Genomic DNA, 20351 nt, shown 5'->3' on the forward strand with positions numbered 1-20351 from the left:
CTATCGCGTGGCGAGCAAGCCCAGGAGGAACGCGCGCAAGTCGTCGTCCTGGTACCAGTCGCCGGTAAACATCGCCTGAATGGATCTTGCGAGGGTGTCACCGGTTTCCGGTTGCGTCTGCTGCCGGGACAGCAGGCGGCTGAGGGCGCTGCGCCGCATGCGGCGGGCGCCGGGGCGGCCGGTGTGGGTGCGCGTGAACCAGAACGCCCGCTGAGCGGCGTCCAGGTCCCCGATGTGCTGGGCAAGGTGCTGCGCCAGGGCATGCCCGGCGGTCCCCAGCCCGTCGTCTGCGAGGTCGGCGACCGTGATCCGCTGCCCCTCCGGCTCGTAGCTGCCCTGTGTGCCGCCCACAGCGGTCACGCGGCGCGCGGCGGGGGTGTTGAGCCACGTGCGCGGGATGAGGTGTTGCACGCCCCGCACTGCCCGTTCGGCGTCCGGATCGGTGTCCGGGCCGAAGACGATGCCGGCGTTGCCCTCGGGGCCCATCTCACGGACGTCGGCGAGGGCGGCCGCCACGGCGTCGGGCACCGCGGCGGCGTACCGGGTCCGCAGGTCCCCCCACTCGCGGCGTGCGTCCCTCAACTCCATGCGGGCCGCGGTGATCTCGACCTCGAGGTCCGGGTCATCGGGGATGGTGGCGCCGCTGCGGGCCGCCTGCAGGTTGACGAGGCGCCGCTCGCTGGTGGCCACGTGGTTGTCGGCGAGCTGCAGCGTGGCATGCGGGTCGTCGCCGAAGTCGTCGCCGAGGGCGGCCGCCAGACGACGGGTCACGTCCTGGTCGACGTCGTTGCCGGCTGCCCGCAGGGCAGCCATGTGGCGGAGTGCTGTCAGGCCGGGACCGCCATCGGTCGCCCGGTCGGGCGTCCACTGAATACGGTCCGACCGGTCCGGGAGCCGTCCGGCAGCAAGCTGACCCCACGTGGTGGGACGCCACCAGGTGACACGGCGGGAGGCTTGGCCGAACCGTCCGGGCTCCGGCATCAGCCCTGCCCAGTGGGCGACCCGGGCGGCCATCGACTCGCCGTCCGCCGCGGGCAGGTTGACGGCACGGTGCAGGCGGGCGAGGCGCCGGGACTCCGGCCAGTGCCTTACCCGGGTCACCAGGCGGCCGATGAAGGCTCGCAGCCTTGCCAGGCGTTCCCGGCTGTCCTGCCACTTCTCCGCGATCTTCCGGGCTGCGGCCTTGACTATCTCCGCGAGGCGTTTGGCGAGACGGATGAGGAGGGCGACGATCCGGGCGAGGAGCCCAGGCTGCCGTCCCGCGGCCGGTGATGCGGCGGCGATGCGCTGCGCGATCCGGCGGGCGGTGGCCTGCCGGGACCCGTTGAGATTGCCGGTCAGAAGACGTGCGATCCTCTCGGCGTCTCCGGCGTTGAATCCGGCTGCCTGAAGCTGCTGCAGGAGTGTGTTCACGGCATCGTTGGTGTGCCCCGCGACGGCGCGCGCCACGTCCCTGTCGCCGTCGGCGTCCGGACGTGTCTGGCGGTCGCCGATCTGGTTGGGGATGAGGCGCAGCAAGTCCCGCGCCCGTGCGGCGAGTTCCTCCTCGGTCTCGTCTGGCAGGGGTTCGAGGTCGTTGATGGTGCGCAGGGCTGCTTTCACGGTCGCGGTGTGGGCGTCCTGCCGCGCCTGCTTGAGTGCCGCCTTCGCGGCGTCCCGCTCGGGCCCCGTAATGCCTGCGGCGTTGAGGGCGTCGTTCGCCTCCTGCCGGGCCGCCTGTCGGGCATCGCGCAGGGCCTCGGCGGTGAGGCGCTGGGCGATCTGCTCGCGCAGGGCGTGGATGTCACCTGGGGGTTCGGTACCGGCAATCGCTTCGTCGATGATGCGCGCGGCGACCGCCCGGGGGTGGTCGGCGACGATCCGGTCGGCGGCGGACTGCGGGATCGGGTTGGGGTCGCGGGGGGCTCCGGCCGGCGGAAGGGCCGGGGTGGGCCGGTTCCGCTCGTACACGTTGACGTCACGGCCGTTGTGCAGCCCGAAATCATGCACGTTGCCGTCGTCGTCAACGCCGGTGAGCTGCATCCACCAGCCCTGACGATGCGGCGGGCTGATGATCGTCAGCCTCCGGTGACCGTTGAACTGGTAGCCGGTCCGGGAGACCGGTGCGTCGATGACGTCGCCCACCCGGAGGCTTCCCGGGAGAACCCTGGCCACGGGCAACATCGGCGCGTCCGGCGTGCTCGAGGGGGCCGGGCTGCTCGGGGTACTTGGAGCGCTCGGGCTCGGCGTGTTCGGAGCGGCAGGGGCCGGCGCATCGTCGTCGACGTCAGGCGGGGTGGGGGCCTCGGGTTCCGCCTCGGGAAGCAGCCACACGGGCATGGCTCCATGTACGACCCGGCGCCGCCACTGCTTGTTCTCGTCCTCCAGGAGCAGGCGGCGCACACCGCCAGGGCCTTCCTCGGCATCGATGACGCGGAAGACCCGCACCCGGTCGCCGCGGCGTTCGTCCGGCATGGCCACCATGTCGCCCTCGCCGAGCTGCGCCACGTTCGACGGACGGGGCCGGTCGAGGCCGGCGGGCGGGGTCCGGCCAGCTGCCTGGTCGAGGTGGTCAGCAGCCCGCAATGCGGCCCGTCCTTCCGCCGTCGACGGATCGGCAGACGCGCGGAGTTGCGTAGCGAGCGCGGTGGCTTGTTCCGGCGTGACGGGGAGGTCCGAGGTGATACGGACCGCAGCCTGATGTGCGTCCGGGTCGTCGTCCGGGCCGTCGGCCTGGTCATCGATGACGGTCCGGTCGCCCATCGTGAGTTCCGGGTCGCCCGTCGTGCCGGTGACGGGATCCACGGGTTGCGGCGGGTCATGAACGGTCAGGTCGTCGTCCGTATCGGGGGCGTCTTCCGGCCCCAGTTCGGGACTGCTCGAGTCGGAGCCCTGGGCCCTCGGAAGGACCGCGGAAGCATCCAGGTCGATCTGCCCCATCTCGCCCGTGGTCGTGTCGGCGTACTCGATGGTGACCCGGTCGCCGTCGCGCCTGGTGCCGGTCACGGAGACGGTGGCGAGTTCGCCGTCGAGGTCCAGGACCACGACGTCGCCCTCCTTCAGGTCGGCGGCGGCCGGGTTGTCGATGCCGGTCACCGCGGCTGTGTCGGGGGCGTCGTCGCGGACTTCACCGGAGACACGGAGGTCTCCGGCGCTGCGCGTAACGGTGCCTTCGGCAGTGGTGATGGTGACGCGGTCGCCGTTGACCTCGTCGACAGGTCCGAGCAGGGCGCCATCGGTGTCGGTGACGACGTGCCGCGGGGTCACGCGCTGACCGTACGCCGTCCAGCCGTCGGGGCGGTCGCCGCCGGTCACCGTGAGGGCGGTCGGCGGGAGCGCATCGTCGGTGTCGCCGTTGTCCCAGCGCACCGCCACAGTGGTGTTGGTGGCGCCAGTGATGGTGCCCTCCCGGCGGCGAAGCCCGTCGACGCCGATGACGGTGCTGCCGGGGAACAGGCCGCGGCCGTTGCGGTCCGCGGGGATCACGTCGGGCAAGCTGCCGGTCTGGACGCTGCTCTGGGCGCCGCTGACCGGTGACCCGGGCACGACGTCGTCGGGCGCCTCCGCACGCGCCACGGTCGCGTTCAGCGGCGTGAAGACGTTCCCGGCCTTGCCGGTACCGTCTGGGTTCTCGGTGACCCAGGTCCGCCACATGTGCTCGGTTCGGCCGCGGCGGGTGACTTCCACGCGCACGGGCGAGGTGAAGACGTACCCGGCTCGAGTGACAGCGCGGCCGTTCTTGGTGGCGCCGTCCATACGGACCATGTCACCGGGTACCAGGTCCCCGACCCGGGCCCAGTGTGCGGGCTTGCCGCCGACGGGCTCGGGCGTGCCCTGTGGTTCCTCTGCCGGGGCTTCTGGGGTGGCAGGTTCTGGCGTGTCGGGCGCACTGTCCGGGGTGGGCTCCGGGCGCGGTGTGGGGGGCGGGGTGGGCGACGGCTCCGGCTGAGGCGTGTCCTTCCGGTCGTTCTGCTCTTCCTCACCGGGGCGTGGCCGGCGGAATGCCGTGGGCCGTTCCGGGGTGTTGCGGAAGAAGAACGAGTCGAATATGGACTGCCTGGTCGGCTCCTCCTTGGATGGGTCGGTCTCCTCAATCCGTTCCTCGGTCCTCACGCTGTAGTCCGAGCCGTTCGTGAAGGGCCACGTACCGGTGCGGTTGGATTGCCGCGCTTTCAGGGGCTCCCTAGCACGACCGCGGTTGGTCACCGGCCGGTCGAAGTCAGCGACGCTGAGAGCCGTGATGTCGTCGCCGGGCTGAACGTCCTCCACATCGACGGGAATCGTGTAACCGTCCGCCTCCTGCTGCGCACGCCACGCGTCGTAGTAGCCGTCAATCGCGCTTTCCTGAAGGTGTCGGCGCTGGGAATCCCGCTGCCAGAACTTGTCCAGGCCCTCATCCGCGCCGCGATCGGTCATCTGCCGGGCAACGGTGGCCCCGAGCGATTCCCCGTCGGGCCCCCGGAAGGCAAGGGCGCGCTCTGCGGCGTCCGGCGCGTCCCACAGGAAGGGGCGGCCGTCCTCGTCGCGGACACCTTCCAGAACACGCGCAAAGGCAAGCGCATCCTCGCGGTTGAAGGCATGTGCGAGCACCTCCATCGAACCGGGCGCGTACACCCTCCAACCATCGCCATTCGGAAGCCATTCCATGATCGCCAGGCGTCCGCCTTCGGACATTTCCAGCGTCGGGCCATTGGCAGTTATCGCCAGATTCTGCGGATCCACGGCCATGGTGGGGTGGCTCGGCTTATCCAGCTCACCGCGCCTGATCCGCTCACGGATCTCGTCGACGTTGGTGAAGCGCGGTGCGCCCGTACCCATCTCCGCCACGTCGTCGGCAACGCCCGCCTCCGGTACGCCGTCGGGAGCGACGTCGGGCTCCGGTACATCGTCGGGAGCGACGTCGGGCTCGGGAACGGTGTCGGTGTTCGACTGCGCGGCCGCGGCCTGCTGCGCCTCGTACTCCTCCTTGTAGCGGCGCTCTTCAGCGCGGCGCTGCAGCTTGAACTGGTTGAAGGTCTGGCGGCCGCCGTTGTTGTCGAACCACTCGAGCAGCTCGGGGCTGGCGTACTTCTCCCACAGGCCGAAGGCGGACAGGCTTCCACCCGAGAACAAGTCCCGCTCGCTGGGGAGGCCATCGGCGTACTTGTACTTGCGCTTGAAGAAGTAGCCGTTCGTGAACTCCAGAGCGGCCTGGTAGCGGGCCTCGTCGATGTCGGCGAACTCCGCGCGCAGAGCCTCCTCACGGGTGCGCTGGGGACGTGTGAAGTCGGTGTTCCCGAAGCCGAGGGCGTCGTCCATGGCCTTGCCGCGGCGCTCCGCATCTGCGGCGTCCGCCGGCGGGGTGTCCGGCACGGCGTCGCGGACGCGCTGGTCGGGATCGTCACGGCGGTCCATCTCCGCCATCACGCGCAGCATGTCGTCTTGGGTCAGGGGCTGACTGACGAGCTCGTCGAGGTCGAGGTCGCTGAGCTGCGTCAGGTCCTCAGGCAGCTCAGGGGCCGCCGTGGTCGCACGCTGCTGCTCGAAGTCGTCCCGGGCGGCGCGGAGAGCACTCGGCAGGTTGCGGCCTTCACTGTCACGCCACTGCGCCACGGTGCTGGGGCCCCACGCCTGGTGCCAGTCGAAGGGCTGCCCGTCGCTGCCGGCGAGCGCCTCGAACCGTCCGGCGAGTGCGCGGGCCTCCTCCTGGTCGTCGGAGGTCAGCGTGATGCCGGGCAGGTTGGTGCCGTTGCGGGCCTGTGCGAAGCGCCACAGGGTGCTGCCGTCGTCCTGCGGCTCGGGCCACGTCACGAGTCCGCTCTCGGGGGACAGCGTGAGGCCCTCACGGTCCGCGGCCTGGGTCAGAAGGGCGCGCCGCTCGGGGGTGTCCTCGGCCGGGCTGAGGCCGTCGCCGTTGCGCCAGGCGTTCCGCAGGGAGGCGACGCCGCTGTGCCGGGGGCGGGATCTGCCGCCGTCACTGTCGTCGTTGCCCGTGGTGGTGGGGTCGTTGGACTCCGGCAGGTTCAGGCGCGGCAGGCCGGGCCCGCCAGGACCGCCCCCGGGGCCGCCGTTGCCGCCCCCACGTTCGCGGCGACGACGCCGACGCCGTTGCCCGTTCTCGTCAGTCTCGGGTGCGTCCTGTTCGTCGTCGGCGCTGTCGGGGCCGTCGTCGTTGCTGCTCGAGTCGCTGCTGTCGCCGGGTGGTTCGGGCGTGCCTGTGCCGCTGGCGTCGGGCTCGCCGTCCGGGTCAGCCGCCTCGCCGTCGATGTCCCCGTTGCCGTCGCGGCGCTCCTCGTCGTCCTGTCCGCCGCCCTGCTGGTCGTCGTCTTCGTTCTCCGGGGTGCCCTCTTCTTGGGTCTCGTCGCGGCTGTCGTCGTCCTGTCCGTCGCGGTTCTCTCCGTCGACGCGCTGGTTGTCGCTGTCGTCCTGCTCGCCGCGGGCGATACGCGCGGCCCGTCGGAACAGGTCGGCCGCGTGCTCGCCTTGGGGGCCCGCGAGTTCGTACTGCTCGGCGAGCGCGTCCAGGCGCTCGCCGATACCGTCGAACGCTCGCGGATCGTGGTCGCTTCGTGCCAGTGCCCCTTCGATGTCGTGGCGAAGCTGCCGCATCTCGGGCAGGGAACCGCCGTCTGTGACGTCGGTTGCTTCTTCTACCAAGCGCAGCATGCGCAAGGTCCGTATGGTCAGCGTGGCCACGTCCGCGGGCGGCGCCTCGGAGACGTGGGTGTCGCTGCGCTCCAGGTCATCCACCGGCACGCCGTGCTGCACCAGGGGCTTGCGGTTGACATAGTGGAATTCGACGTCCGCGACCCGCATGGTGTTGTGCGGATCGAGGCCGATGGGTGTGTCGTAGATCTTCTTGATCACGCCCCGGAGCCCGGGCTGCGGGGTGTAGGAGACCGACTCTCCCTCCGCCAGCGGCTCCCCGCCGGGCCTGTCCGTGTCGTCGGGTGCCGCGTGTGGGCTGTCGTCGGGTCCGTCGGGACTTGCACCGACGTTCTGGAAGTCCGGGTGGGCGAGGGCGGCCTCTGCTTTCCTGTGTGCGGCCGTGGCCCACGACTTGCGGTTTCTGGTCTCGTGCGGCAGATCCGGGTTGGCGAACTGCCCCTCGAGCCACGCGGCCTCGTCGCGGATGCGGCGGAGGTCGCCCTGCAGGTCATCGCTGTTGCCGTCCCCCACGCGCCGGATCAGCACGCCGAGGTGCAGGATCCGCTCCGGGTCCTCAAGTCCCTCCAAACCCCGCAGGGTGGCGATGTCGTCGCCAATGTCGGCCATCTGGAGACGGAGTTCGTGCCGCCACTCCGGCGTCGGCTCCGGCCGCGTACGGTCATCGGCCCACGCGAACGTGTCGTCGGGGCGGCTCAGGAAGAGGGGGCTGATGTCCGACCGTGAGCCGTTGAGGTTGGCGACGGAGACGACCATCGTCCCGTTGTCGTTCCGGTTGACGCCGGTGACGCGCATCGGGGCCCGCCACGCCACGGGGTACGGCCTGCCGTCCCGGCCGCTGTGCGTGATCGGCACGCGGATGATGTCGTTCTCGGCGACGTCGTCGCGGTCGCCGAGAACCCATCCGTCGGGGATCTCCCTTCGGGCCTGGTCTTGCTGGGCTAGCCGGTCGGCCTGCTCGCGGCGGAAGTCGTCGACCCGAACGAGGTGCGCCACAGCACCATCCCGGGTGGAATGCATCAGGCCTGACGAGCCGCCATCGGCGTGGTTCCACTCCCACTTTCCGCCCAGCTTGCGGACCGTGCCGACTTCCGGCCGGCCGTCGACGTTCACGGGGTAGGCCCCGTCAGCGTTCCGTTTGCCGATCTCCGCCCGTGCGAGCGCTTCGGCCTTCTCCCGTGCCTCTTTCTCCCGCCGCCTCTGCTTGTCGTTGTCGTTGCTGCGCTTACGGGCCTCGTCCAGGAGGGCTCCTCGCCGGGACCCGATTTCGCGCGCCACTTCACTCGCTTCACGAATGGGCAGTGACGGCCCTTCCGCACCCCTCACGACGTGCCGCAACCGCCACGCCTCCATGGCCTCCAGCTCGGCCGCGATGGCAGCGTCATCCATGTCCGCCGGCGACGTCTCCCCGATCGGGGCGGGTGGCACCTCGAGGGTGTCCGTGGACGAGTCGGCGGTTCTGGACTGCTCCGGCCTCTGCCAGGCGTCCCACTGCTCCTGAGTGAACCGCTCTACAAGTCCGCGCGGCGGCATCGTGACGGTGTGCTGGCTCTGGTCGTTCTCCCACCTTTGCCGGTCGTCGTTCCAGCGCAGGCTCTGGTACGTCACCAGCGTTCGGCCCTGTTCTCCGGACGCCGAGGAGGCCCGTCCGCGGAAGGTGCCGTAGTACGTGGCGAGGCTGCGCTCGCGGTCGGCGGGGTTGTGCGCGTCGAAGCGGACCAGGTCCCCGTCATTGAGATCCCACGGGTGGAACAGCGTGCCGCCGTTGGGGCCGTCCCCCAGCGGCTGCGGGTCACGGTCGGGCAGTGCAGCAAGGGCCTGGTCCAGGGCCTGACCCAGGTCGAGGAGGGCCGACCGCGCGGCAAGCGCCTCGGCGGCGTCGGGCACCAGGTCCGGGCTCAACCGGCCGAAGACGAAGTCGAGTTGCTCACGGACGCGCCGCAGGTCTTCCCGCGCGTCACCTGTGGGCGGGTCTCCGGCGAGGATCCCCTCCAGGGACTGCCGGATCTTGGCGTGGTCTTCGCGGAGGCGCCGGACGCTGTCCTTGTCCTGTCGGGACAGGCCGGCGAGGCTCGGGAGCTGCGGGAGCTCTGGCAGCCCGTCGAGGACCATGCGGGCCGCCGCTGTCTCGTCGCCGACAGCGTTATCGGCGGCACCGTTGGCGATCAGGTCCGGTGGTCCGAACTCGTCAGTGGGCCGCGGGGCGTTCGGGTCCCCACCCGCGGCCGGAAGCTCGTCCTGGCCGAAGTCCTCCGGCCGCATCTGCTGCCAGGGCATGCCGCCGCCGGCCTCGCTGCGCTCACGCTCGGGCACCGTGCCGGGCTTGGACGCGCCGAACGTGGCGTCGGTACGCGGCACTTCAAGCGTGACGTCCTCGTCGCCGCGGCGGCCGGACAGGATGACCTGGCCCATGCCGTCGCGGCGCACCTCAGTGACCTCGAGTGGTTCCGACCAGCCGGTGATTGTGCGTCCTCGGCCGGTCGGGGACGGGCCCAGTTCGGGCACGCGGATAGTGTCGCCCGCTTGGACGTCGTCCCACGCCGAATGCTTCCAGCCCTCCCCGGCCCGCTCGTTGCGCGCGTCGTTGAGCTTGTTGAGCGCGGTGATGGCGGCCGCGCGGGTTGGGACGGTGAGGGGGGTGTCGACGCCCTTGTTGGGTGTGCGGCCGTCACGGTCGACGAAGCTCCACTTCCCCTTTTTCTCCTGGTAGACGATGCCGATGGGCGCGCCGTCCCTGCCCTGGACCTGCTCGGCCTTCTTCGCGGCGAGCCGGGCCGGGTCGCGTACAAGGCCAGACTGGTCGCGGCGGTTGATCTCGTCTCGTTGGCGGGCATAGATCCGGGCGGCCTGAGTTTCGGTCAGAGCACGGATGCGGGCGGTGACTTGGCGGCGCACGGTCCGGGCCGTCGGGTCGTTGCCTTCTGGCAGGGTGGCGTTGCGGAGGTGAGTGAGCTCCTCCGTAATCTGCTCGTCCCGCATCACAATGGGGTCGGTGGCTCCCGGGCGGGGGGTGCCGTCGTCGGCCGGCTCGTCGAACATCGTTCTGATCTCGCCGCCGCGGCGGCGGGCGAGAACGCTGTCGTACGGCGTGGAGCCGCGGGATTGCAGGCGCAGGTTCTTCGGGCCGATCGAGTCGACGGTGTCCCAGCTCCGTCCGGTCCACACCTCGTCGCCCGGCTGGAAGTCGGTGACCGCCCAGGTTCCGGCCGGGGCGGAGTAGCGCCCCTTGAGCTGTTCGAGTTGCTCCTCAGAGAGCTCCGGCTTCTCGGTGCTCTCCTCAGGGGCCTGGTAGGCGACGTTCCGCCCATCCAGCCACTTCTTGAGCTTCTGCACCCTGTCGTCGCGGCGGGACAACGTCATGTTGCTCTGCAGGTAGAAGAACCGTGGCTTCGTCCTGTCCCTGCTGGCCTTGAAGCCCAGGCTTCGCAGCACGGCGAACCATTCGTCGCTGACCATGCCGTTCGGCGTGGGGAAGCGGACGACGGTCCCGGTGCCGCTGTGGTCGATGGTGATCTGGTCCGGGGCCGTGGTGGGCTCGGCGCCCGCCGGAGCGTCGGCATCGTCCGAGGCCGGGGTCTCCGCCTCCGGTCCTTCGATCTCCGGGTCGTCGTCCGCCGGCGTCTCGCCCTCCGGGGCGTCCGTGGACGGGGCATCGCTCTCCGGGGCGTCTGCGTCGAGAGTGTTGCCCTCGGGGGCGTTCGCCTCCGACGCCTCGGAGGCTTCCTCGTCGGGGTGCAGCACGCGCAGCTCGTTGTCCGGGTTGAGGAAATGCTCCCGGCCGTCCTCGTCGACGACGCGTACGCGTCCGCGGCCGGTACGCACGGGCTTGTCGGCCACGGTGTGCGTGCGCCCGTCTGCGGCGACGAACCGGTCCCCGACCTCGAAGTCCAGGGGTGCACGGGTCTGCGGGGGGCGGAGCTTGCTGGTGTCGCGGCCCTCGGCGGCGGCGATCATGTCCGGCGTGCCAGTCGGGTCGTCCGGCTGGTCATACGGGTTGTCCGGGTCCGCAAACGTCGGCTGCGGGGCGTCAGCCTGGTCAACGTTGAACAGGCCACCGGGCTCCTCCGCGGGCGCCTTGGGCTTCGGCTTCGGCTCCTCCTTCGGCTTCCGGCCGGCACGGCGGGCTTCCTCCGCCTCGAGGACCCGCAAGCGGGTGGTGTCGACGCCATCGAGCTGTCCGCCGTTGGCCATCTCCCGCTCCATCAGGGAGACGATCTCGTCGCGGATTTCGCCGTCGTCCATCGCGGACGGGGCCTTGGACGCGCGTGCGGCCGCCGCTGGTGCGTTGACCTCGTCGGGGCTTAGCGTGACCTCGTCCGGGCCGTCCGGGGGCGGGGTGCTCTCGTCGGCCGCGGCCTGCGCGGCGTCCGGCCGCCAGGGGCGGAATCCGTTCTTGGTCCGCAGCTCGCTGGCCTGGAACGTCTCGGACCGGCCGAGCGGTGCGTCGTCGTACAGCGGTTCCTTGCGCACGTTGATCGTGCCGTCGTCGTTCCCGCTGATGACGATGTACGTCTCGCCGAACCGGGTGGTGACCGGTTCGCCGACGCCAAAGCGGCCAGCGATGTCGCGGCTCACGCCCTGTGGAGTCCGGTAGTACGTGAGCCTCCCGTTGGCGTCGGTCTGCTGCTGAAGGCTGGGATCGTAGGCTTCCGGCTCGCCTGCAGGCTCGGCGTTGCTTGCGCCTTCCCCGCTCTCGTTCCCGCGGCGCTCCAGCTCCGCCTCGATGGCGGCCATGCGCTGCCTGCGGGCCTCGGCGACGTTGTCGGTCTCGTACGACGAGCGGGTGCGGGCGAGCTCGGCCTGCTCTGCGCGGAGTTGCTCGTCGTCGAGGTCCGCGACGGGCCGGCGGGATCGCAGCTGCGCCAATCCCTGCTGCTCCTGGGCAGCGGCCCGGCGTTCCCGCTTTTCCTTGATCGCATCCGCGGTATGGCCAGCGAGTTCCTGGTCGAAGACCTCAGTAAGGGAGCGATTGTCCTCGGAGCGCCAGTCCGTGACCGACAGGTCCGGGTCAGAGAGATCCAGCGGTTCGCCATCCCGGCCGCGGACCGCAGACGCGACCAACTGGTTGACGACGTCCTGGGCGTCGCGCTGCCTCGCGAACGCCCGCCCGAACGGCGTGGCGTTGCCAGTGGCGACAAGCTGCCACAATCCATCTCGTCGCTTGGCGAGAACGACCTGTCCGTCCCCGGCCAGCTTGAGCTGACGATTGGCCAGCAGGACGTCGAGGTTCTTCTGATCCCTCGGAGACGCGGTCTCCCGCAGGGTTGTCCAGTGGGTGCGAACGTCCTTGAGGGTCTTGAACCGTTGCCCCGGTGTAGCGCTGGGAGGCGCGGCAGTCGCCTTCCGTGCCCCGGAGGGGGCGGGATCGTTGTCGAACTCGGCGCGAGCGCGGACGATCGCGGCCCGGATGTCCTCGTCGTTGCTGGAGCGCCAGCCGCGGGCCGCCTGGTCGAGGTCAGGATCGGAGAAGTCGAACGGCGCGTTGCCCGTGCCGCCGGCGCGGATGGTGTTGTCCAGGTGGGCGGCGAACCGGGCGGCATCCTGCGGGCTGTCGAAGTCGCCAGCGGCGTCCATGCGCTGCCCAGTGCCGGTAGGGGTCAGGTACCAGCGGCCGGTCTCGTCGTCGCGGAGGATGACCAGGCGGCCGGACGGGGTGACCTGCAGATCGTCGTCGAGTGCGACGGACCGCAGAAATTGGGCCATCTTCGGCTTCTGGCCGGGCCGGTCGGCGAGCTGGGTGAAGTGGCGGCGGACGGCAGCGGTATCGGCGAAGCGGGCCCCGGCCGCATGCTGCTGATTGGGCAGCGCATCAGCGCTGACGGGGTGCGCGCCGTCGGCGGGTTCGTCCTGGTCGTCATCGTCGTCGGGGCCGTCGCCGTCGTCGTCACCGATGGGGCGGCCCTGGTCGTCGCTGTCGTGCGGATCGTTGGGGGTGTCGGGGTCGCCGTCGTCGTCCCGGGCCACGCCGTTGCCGCGGCGCGGGTCCTTGTTCCGCTTTTCGTCCTCCGCGACGACCTTGCTTTCGCTTTCGGTGGGCGCGGAGCCGTCGGGGCGGGCGACCATGGACACCCACTTGGCGCTGGTGGTGTGCCTGCGGCCGTTGAACTCGTTCGGGCCGGTCTGGTCCTCGACGAGGATCCGGTCGTTGGGGAGCGCGCGGACAACGCGCGCGAGCTGGCCGCCCCACAACCTGACGGTTCCGCCAGTCTCGATAAAGCGGCCCTTGCTGTCGCGCGGGTGCAGGGCGGGGTTCCATTTACGGCGGGCGGCCTTGACCTCGAGGTCGGCGCTTAGATCCTGCAACTCAGCGTGCGCAGCAGCGGGGCGATTCAGCATGCCGCGGACCATGCACATCGCTGGTGGTTAGCGTCGCGCCCTGATCCGCCACTACGCTGCACGCGCTACGGATTCATCTCTCGCAGCACCGGGGAGTCTTCGGCCGTGCCCTCCGCCTCCAGCTCTGGGTGCGACCGTCGGGGCTCCCCGTTCGCTTACATCGTCTCGGTGAGGATGTGGATGGCGAACCAGCCGGAGAATCCGAGCCAGACGACAGCGAATATCGCTCTGCCGACCTTGCTGGTGCGGGTGCGGAACAGGCGGCGGAAGTTCTCGGAGAGGGTGTCGCCGTCACGCTTGTTGGCCAGGGCGATGCCCTCGGCGACGGCGAAGAACACGGTCCAGGCGATCCAGGCAGTGGTCCACATTGGGGGCTATTCCTTGTCGGTGGCGTAGTGAAGTCGGCATCGGCAGTTCACGGTGAGGGCAATCGGCGCGAAGGGGTCGCCGGGGTAGCGGAGGTTGAATCCGTCGACGGTGTACGGGGTGCCGACGGTCAGCGTCCTGCCGTGCAGGGCCTTGTGCGCGGGTCGCACGCGGGCGTCTCTGCGGGTGACCCAAGTCCGTACAACGCCGGGGCCGGCGCTCTCCGCTGCGGCGTCTGCCGCGCCGTTGACGGTTGCGACGGCGCACGCTTCGGCGACTCGGGCAATCAGCGCGGGCTCGGCCGACTCGTAGAAGCTGATCACGGCGTGCTCGAGGTCCGAGATGCTCTCGGCCTCGTGCTGCGCGGCGCGGAGGGTTTCGGCGAGCTCGCCGAGGAACACGGTGACGGCCTCGCCCGCGTACACGGCGGTCACGAGGGCGGCCGCGTACGCGGCGGGGGAAACGGTATCGGTGCCGGCGAGGGCCTGGCTCACCTTGCGGGCCGTCGCAGTGGCGGTCTGCTGCAGGATCGGGGCCAGGGTGTTGGCGGTCTCCTCCGCCCAGCGCGCGGCGCTGATGACGCGGTCCTGGTCGAGGTCCGCGTCACCTCGGCGGACGTCGTTATCGTCCTCCGGCTCCCAGAAGCGGGTGTACTTGCGGAGTTTCGGGGCGCGAAGCCGGGCGAGAATGACGCCTTCCTGGCGTGCCAGGAGGGCGGTGATGGCGGCGGCCACGGCCATGGAGAGGCTGTCGAAGTCGGCGTCGCTGACTTCGTATCCGTCGTCCTGGGGAAGGGCCTTGGCCTCGAGGCGGCCGCGGGCCGCCTCAACGTCAGCGGCAGCCTCTCCGGGCTGGGACTGACCGGTTGCGGTGCGGGCGCGCGCGACGTCCGCGGCCGCATCCCCAGGGACGGTGTCGGTCATGCCGACGCGCGCCTGGGCCACAGCTTTTGCGGCCGTCCCTGCCGGGCCCGCGGGCAGCGCGAGGGGCGCCTGCGCTTGGGCTGCTGCGACGGCGGCCGCGGCGTCCTGGCCGGGCTCCAGTGCGCGGGCGTCGGCGACCGCCGCGGTGGCGGACTCGTCAGCGCCTGCGCCGGGCAGCGGGGCACCGGGGAGGACGCCGGCGGCCGGATCCGGGCCGAGGCCGAGAGCGGCAGCATCCTGCTCGTTGGCGGGGATGGGCGCCTTCTGCGGGCTGATCCACAGAGCGCGGGACTGGGGGACGTTGAACGCTCGCCGCCCGGCAAGTTGCCGGTACTCGTCGATGGTGATCAGCCCGGCCTCGAACTCCTTGCGGGCTTCCTCGCGTGCCTGGCGGCGGGGGAACTCGAGGGCCTGGACGCGTGAGGTGTCGTATCGGACGGTCCAGTCGTCATCAAGGTCCGTGTCGAACGCGGAGGCGATCAGGTTGAGGTGGGGCAGCTCGGTGTGGTCCCAGAACGTCCACTCCTCGCGGTCCGCGTTCGCGTACGTCCGCTCGGAGGCGTTGCCGACGATGGACTCGGGAACGCCGAACGCCGCGAGGATCTCACCCTTCGAGGTGCTCGCCAGCGTCTCGTAGGCCATTTCCCGCGGCCGGGCGGAGGTGTCGACGTAGGTGACGCCGCCGGGTCCGGTGCCGACGAGGGTTAGCTGACCGGCGTTGTGTGCGCCCGGCGCGAGCCGCCTCTGGATCCGGTCGACTTCCCGCGCGTCGACGCCGTCGAGGTCGATGCCGATGACACCGCCGGGGCGCCCGTCGTTGTCGATGAAGCTGATGTTGTAGGTGCGGGCCTTGACGTCCAGGTCGACGGACAGCCCTGCGGCCTCGAGCGGGGTGACGCCGCAGAACGGATCGGTGGGGTGCGGGTCGCGCAGCCAAATGACGTGCTCCAGCTGCAACTCCCGCATCTGGCCGGCGTAGTTCGTGAACTCGAAGTGCTTGATGTAGTCGCCGTTGAGGTCGTCCGGGATGGTCTGGACGCGGTCCGGTGGCAGCAGGTCGAGGCGGGTGAGAGTGCCGCCGCGGCTGTAGGTCTTCTCGATGAACGCGCCCTTCTTCGACAGAAGGAGTTGCGCGCTCAGCCGCTTCTTGAAGACGTCGCCGGTTTCGAGCGGATTGGCCTGCACGTTCAGCAGCCGCAGAAGCGGGTGGTCGTCGAGGGTCTCCGCGAAGCGCCGTTCATCACCGCCCCGCCCGATCTCTATGGGAAGGGTGCTGGCGTGTTTGCTGATCGCCTCAACGCTCTTGAAGGTCCAGATGGAACGCTCGTAGCCCTCGACGATGACGCGTTCCATGTCCCAGCCGTCAGCGCGGCCGGGCGTGCCCCACACATTGGAGACGCCGGCGTACGACATCGACACGTACGAGTTGCCTGCGAGGAGGTCCTTCGCCTCCGTGGCGGGCGGTGGGGGCGGAGCCGTTCGTGGCACGAGCAGGCCCCGGAACGCGGGGAAGAACTGGCGGGGCATCAGACTCCCCCGTGCTCACGGGTGGCGAGCCACAGACCGGTAGTGACGGCCGACAGGGAGATGCCGATCCAGCCGAGGGGAATGCACAGAGCAAATGCGCAGCCGGTCAATCCGCCGTACCCAGCGACGCAGACCCCTGCACGGAACACGTGGGCCCAGCGTGGTGCGGACGGCTTCGGAGCGATCCGGAGGCCTGCGGCGAGAATGCCCACCGCGGCGGTGGACAGGCCTGCAGCCCAGTGGAGTGCCCCCAACGCAACGAGGACGCCGAGCGTGCCGAACGCGGTGAGGAACAGGCCGGCGGCTTCGCGAGCGAGCGCCCAGGAGGGTCGCTGAGTCGTAGTCACGCCGCGCACCCTGGAGGGCGTGCGGCGTTAGTGTCGCCCGGTCAGCGCGGTGGCCGTGAGACACCGGACATGTAGGCGCCGATGCCCCGGCGCTGGATGGTGCCGCCGGGAATGAGGCGCGACTTCTTCGGCGGAGTAGGGATCTTCCTCTTCGCGCGTGTGGTCTGATCGCCACCGATCAAGTGCCGGTTGTCGATCTTCTCGGCGCAGTCCTGGCCCGTGACTTCGTCGTATGGGCGTCGGCATCCCCTGCAATAGACCTCGAGCGCGTCAACTCGCAGGCCCTCAGTCGCCTTGAAACTCCCTCGGTAGTCGGCCGTCTTCGCAATCTTCGGTGTGACCGCGATTTCGGCGGCCACTACCCAGACGTGCGAGAGGTTGGGGGCCTCTGGCTCCTCTGGGTAGAACGGCTCGAGCGGGGGAGCGGACTCGGCGGGCCCTTCGAGTGGCGGAGCGGCCTTCTGCTCAGGTTCGGGCGTTGTATCGGGGGCGAGCCAGGAGAACAGGCTCTCCTGCAGGTGCGACCGGCCGATCTCGGGTGAAAGGGGAGCCGTCGCTGTAGTCACCGTTCCTCCGAAGCGCTGCGGGGTTGACGCAAAGCTCAAGCCCCTCGTACCGCTCCAAACGCCGACGGCCGTGTTCTGTTACAGGTAGAGCTCGGCGCCCCCTTTTTCCTCCCAGCCGTGCACGGTGAACGGGTCGCCCTTGAGGTAGCGCGCGACCCCCAGGGCCTTGTACGGAACGGTGTTGTCCGGGAGTCGGTCAGGCAAGTGCCAGGACAGGACCGAGCACTTGAGCGATTCGGCGCTGTACGGCTCGCCATCCCAGGAAGTGACGGTGAAGAAGCAGCCGATACTCCGTGTGCACCTGGGCTGAGGCAGTGCATGGCATGTACGGGACGAAGGGTGGCAGGGTCGATCTTGCCGGAGGGAAGGTCGGAACTTACGGCGGCCTACTCAGCCGTCACGACGATCAGTCTGAGGACTTCGTCACGGAGCTTAACCATCGCCTGATCGGTGGGCGCTTCGGCAGTCAGGCGGACGACGGGGGCGATGTTGGAGGGGCGGAGGTTGAACCAGCAGCCATCGCCGAGGGAGACCGATAAGCCATCGAGCCGGTCGATGAACCCGCGTCCCTCGAAGGCCTCCTCGACTGCTTTGAGTACCGCAGTGGCGTCTCTCACCTGCCGGTTGACCTCTCCTGAGGAGGCGTAGCGCCGGTAGGGGGCGATTGCCTCAGACACGGGCTGGTCGCTGTGGCCGAGGGCGTCCAGAACGTGCAGGGCCGCGAGGGGTCCGGAGTCGGCGTGCCAGAAGTTGCCGAAGTAGTAGTGGCCGGACGCCTCCCCGCCGAGGGCTGCGCCGTGGGCCTCCATCGCTAGCTTGACGAAGGCGTGTCCCACACGAGAGCGGACGGGTGTGCCGCCCGCTTCCGTGATGGCTTCGATGGTGGCGGCGGACGTGAGTACGTCGTGGACGATCGTGGAGCCATGTCTGCGGGCGAGGAATCGCGCAGCCAACCAGGCAAGCAGTGCGCAGGGCGATACAGGGGCACCGTGTTCGTCGATGATGAAGCAGCGGTCGGCGTCGCCGTCGAAGGCGATCCCGAGATCGGCCCCGCAGCCGACGACGGCGGCTTGCAGGTCGGTGAGGTTGGCAGGGTTCATGGGGTCGGCATCATGATGGGGGAAGGTGCCGTCCAGGTCGAAGTACAGGGGGACGACTGCGAGGGGCAGGCCTTCTAGGAGGTCGGGGAGAACGTGGCCCGCCATGCCGTTGCCCGCGTCGATGACGACCTTCAGCGGGCGCATGCCGACGAGGTCGACCAGGCCGCGCAAGTAGTAGGTGTATGCGTCGTGGAGGTCTGCGGGGTGTACGCACCCTGCGGAGGTAGGGGCCTGGGCAGAGTGTGACTGGTGTGGGAGCCGGCCGGTATGGAGGTAGGTGTGGATGTCCTCCAGTCCGGTGTCCCGGGCGATCGGGCTGGCTCCTGGGCCCACCAGTTTGATGCCGTTGTCCGAGGCGGGGTTGTGGCTCGCGGTGATCATCGCTGCGGGCAGGTCCAGGGTGCCGGAGGCGAAGTAGAGCTGGTCGGTACTGGCCAGACCGAGGGCGATGACATCCGTGCCTGTAGCTGTGACGCCACCGGTGAAAGCGGCGGCCAGGGCGGGGGAGGTGGCACGCATGTCGTGGGCGACGACGATCGTCTTGGCCTCGGTGAGGTAGGCGAAGGACTGGCCCACGGCGCGGGCGAGCTCGGGGGTGACGTCGTCAACGTGACCGCGGATGTCGTACGCCTTGATCGGGTGGCAAAGGTGCATGATCCCCTTCTTCGAATCTGTCCCGGTGCGACGGGCCGCCTGTGCCTTGCGGCGGACTGGGGTGTTGGTAACAACGCTGCGGGTGTTCTGCGTGGTGGTGGTGAGTCCCGGCATGATGGCTGTTTCTGCCGACTTCTCTGGATGCACGAGGGACAAGCCGTATGACGAACACCGCTGAGGTGTCCGCGGGGTACAAGCGCGACTGCTGGCCGATGGCCTCGGGTGTGCTGATCATGGACCGTGACGAGAAGGTCCTGCTGGTGCACCCGAACTACCACAAGGACCGGTGGCTCTTCCCGGGCGGGGGGATGGAGAGCGCGCAGCAGGACACCCCGCAGCGGGCTGCCGCCCGCGAGGTCGCAGAGGAACTGGGCGTCGCTTTGCCTGTCGGCCGGATGCTGGTCTCGGACTGGGTGATGAAGGAGGGACGCTTCTTCGAGGAACAGGTCTTCGTCTTCGACGGCGGTGTGGTCGACGAGGAGACCAAGGAGCGGTTCCGTACGCCAGATGACGAACTGCGCGGGTGGGCGTTCCTGGACCCGGGTGAGGCGGTGGCCCGGCTGGCGCCTCCGGATGCCCGTCGGCTTCAGGAGGCGCTGGCGGCGAAGAAGTCCGGTGTCCCGGTCTACCTTGAGCACGGGCATCCCGCCCCTGAGCAGGTCACCGGGCTCGTCCCCTAGTCCCACCCTGGCGGCGGGTCCGGGCGTGCGCGAGGACCAGGTCCGCGAGCGCGTCGGCGGCATCGGGGTGTCCCAGCGCACGGGCCTTGGCCGCCATATCGGCACGCAGCGGGGCATCAGCGATCATGGATTGCAGGCTCTCGCCCAGTCGTCGAGCGGTGACGTTCGGCCTCGTGATCGCGATGGCTGCGCCGTGTCCAGCGAGGTACTCGGCGTTGTGGCGCTGTTCGTCGGCGGCCGTGGGCTCCAGAGGGATGAGGACGGAGGGCTTGCCGATGGCGGTCAGCTCGGCGAGGGTGCCGGCGCCTGCCCGGGAGACGATCAGGTCGGCCGCGGCGAAGACGTCGGCGAGTTCGCCGTCGATGTAGGGCACGGGCCGGTACCGGTGGGCCAAGTGCACGTCGAGGCCAGCGGCGTGGCCGAGCATCCGCTGATGGTGGTCGGGGCCGCACTGGTGCAGGACCTGGCAGGTTGGGAGCAGGGTGGGGAGGATGTCGGTGATGAGGGCGTTGATCTGCGCGCTGCCCTGGGCGCCGCCGGTGACGTAGATCAGGGGCACGGCCGGGTCGAGGCCATAGGCGGCTCGGGCTTTGCCTGCGTCGCCGTGCAGCAGGGCGTACCGCACGGGGTTTCCGGTGGTCTTGGCTCGTGAGCGGGCGCGTCGTGGCAGGGCGTCGCGGGAGGAGTCGTGGCTGAGGGCGACGGCCGTCGCGACTCGGGCCAGGACGCGGTTGGCCAGGCCCACGGCGGTGATCTGTTCGTGCATGACCAGGGGACGGCGGGTGAGGGCGGCGCCGAGTCCGACGGGGACGGCGACGTATCCGCCGGTGGACAGGACGACGTCGGGGCGGTGGCGGGCGAGCGAACCGGCGGCTTGGAGGATGCCGTAGGGGACGCGGGCCATGTCGGTGAGGGTGCGTAGGACGGCTGCCGGTTTGAGGGAGCGGCGGACCTTGCCGGTCGCGATCGGGCGGAAGGTGATGTCGTGCGTCTGGCAGATGCGGGCTTCGAGGCCCTGGGCGTCGCCGTACCAGGTGACGTTCAGCGTGGTGCCCTGCTGTGCGAGGCGGTCGCGGAGGGTCGTGATGGTGGTGAGGGCGGGGTAGGTGTGGCCGCCGGTGCCGCCGCCCGTGACGGCCAGGTTGAGGGTGCGGTGTGAGGTCATGATTGGGGGCTCTCGGGGTCGTGGCGGTGCCGGCCTTGCGTGCGTGGCACCTTCGTGAGCGGT

The 20351-nt window shown here is 70.1% G+C and carries 9 protein-coding genes; 1 reads left to right on the forward strand and 8 read right to left on the reverse strand.

Annotated elements, in window-relative coordinates:
• From OG246_RS26625 to manB, 7 genes are all read right to left on the reverse strand, one after another.
• Complete coding sequence (locus OG246_RS26625; RefSeq protein ID WP_266468749.1) at positions 1–12960, reverse strand: hypothetical protein; 12960 nt, start codon at positions 12958–12960, stop codon at positions 1–3.
• Positions 12961–13115: 155 nt separating this feature from the next.
• Entirely contained in the window at positions 13116–13328 is a 213-nt protein-coding gene (locus tag OG246_RS26630) for a hypothetical protein (protein ID WP_266468750.1), read from the reverse strand.
• A gap of 6 nt (positions 13329–13334) precedes the next feature.
• Positions 13335–15776 carry a phage portal protein gene (locus OG246_RS26635; RefSeq protein ID WP_266468752.1) on the reverse strand — a complete coding sequence of 814 codons (2442 nt, stop codon included), beginning with the start codon at positions 15774–15776 and terminating at the stop codon, positions 13335–13337.
• Positions 15776–16123, reverse strand: coding sequence for a hypothetical protein (locus OG246_RS26640; RefSeq protein WP_266468754.1), 348 nt, complete (start codon positions 16121–16123; stop codon positions 15776–15778). The genes OG246_RS26635 and OG246_RS26640 overlap by 1 nt, the downstream gene beginning before the upstream one ends.
• 41 nt (positions 16124–16164) lie before the next feature.
• Positions 16165–16689, reverse strand: coding sequence for a hypothetical protein (locus OG246_RS26645; protein WP_266468756.1), 525 nt, complete (start codon positions 16687–16689; stop codon positions 16165–16167).
• Positions 16690–16767: 78 nt separating this feature from the next.
• Positions 16768–16893: a hypothetical protein gene (locus OG246_RS26650; protein ID WP_266468759.1), complete on the reverse strand. Its 126-nt coding sequence runs from the start codon at positions 16891–16893 to the stop codon at positions 16768–16770.
• Between the two features lie 182 nt (positions 16894–17075).
• Positions 17076–18557, reverse strand: coding sequence for a phosphomannomutase/phosphoglucomutase (gene manB, locus OG246_RS26655; RefSeq protein WP_323178331.1), 1482 nt, complete (start codon positions 18555–18557; stop codon positions 17076–17078).
• 47 nt (positions 18558–18604) lie between these two features.
• Here manB and OG246_RS26660 point away from each other — a divergent pair, with 47 nt between their 5' ends.
• The gene (locus OG246_RS26660) at positions 18605–19123 is read left to right on the forward strand and encodes an NUDIX hydrolase (RefSeq protein ID WP_266468762.1); all 519 of its coding nucleotides are present in this window, start codon (positions 18605–18607) and stop codon (positions 19121–19123) included.
• Here the strand turns inward: OG246_RS26660 and OG246_RS26665 are convergent.
• Positions 19104–20288, reverse strand: a complete 1185-nt coding sequence (locus tag OG246_RS26665; RefSeq protein WP_266468764.1) for a glycosyltransferase — start codon at positions 20286–20288, stop codon at positions 19104–19106. The genes OG246_RS26660 and OG246_RS26665 overlap by 20 nt on opposite strands.
• Positions 20289–20351 lie beyond the last annotated feature (63 nt).

Source organism: Streptomyces sp. NBC_00620 (genome assembly GCF_026341825.1).
Taxonomy (GTDB): Bacteria; Actinomycetota; Actinomycetes; order Streptomycetales; family Streptomycetaceae; genus Streptomyces.

Coding starts and splice junctions, on each gene's coding strand:
- manB (WP_323178331.1), bottom strand. CDS start 18,557: ATGCCGGGACTCACCACCACCACGCAGAACACCCGCAGCGTTGTTACC.
- OG246_RS26625 (WP_266468749.1), bottom strand. CDS start 12,960: ATGCTGAATCGCCCCGCTGCTGCGCACGCTGAGTTGCAGGATCTAAGC.
- OG246_RS26635 (WP_266468752.1), bottom strand. CDS start 15,776: ATGCCCCGCCAGTTCTTCCCCGCGTTCCGGGGCCTGCTCGTGCCACGA.
- OG246_RS26660 (WP_266468762.1), top strand. CDS start 18,605: ATGACGAACACCGCTGAGGTGTCCGCGGGGTACAAGCGCGACTGCTGG.
- OG246_RS26630 (WP_266468750.1), bottom strand. CDS start 13,328: ATGTGGACCACTGCCTGGATCGCCTGGACCGTGTTCTTCGCCGTCGCC.
- OG246_RS26665 (WP_266468764.1), bottom strand. CDS start 20,288: ATGACCTCACACCGCACCCTCAACCTGGCCGTCACGGGCGGCGGCACC.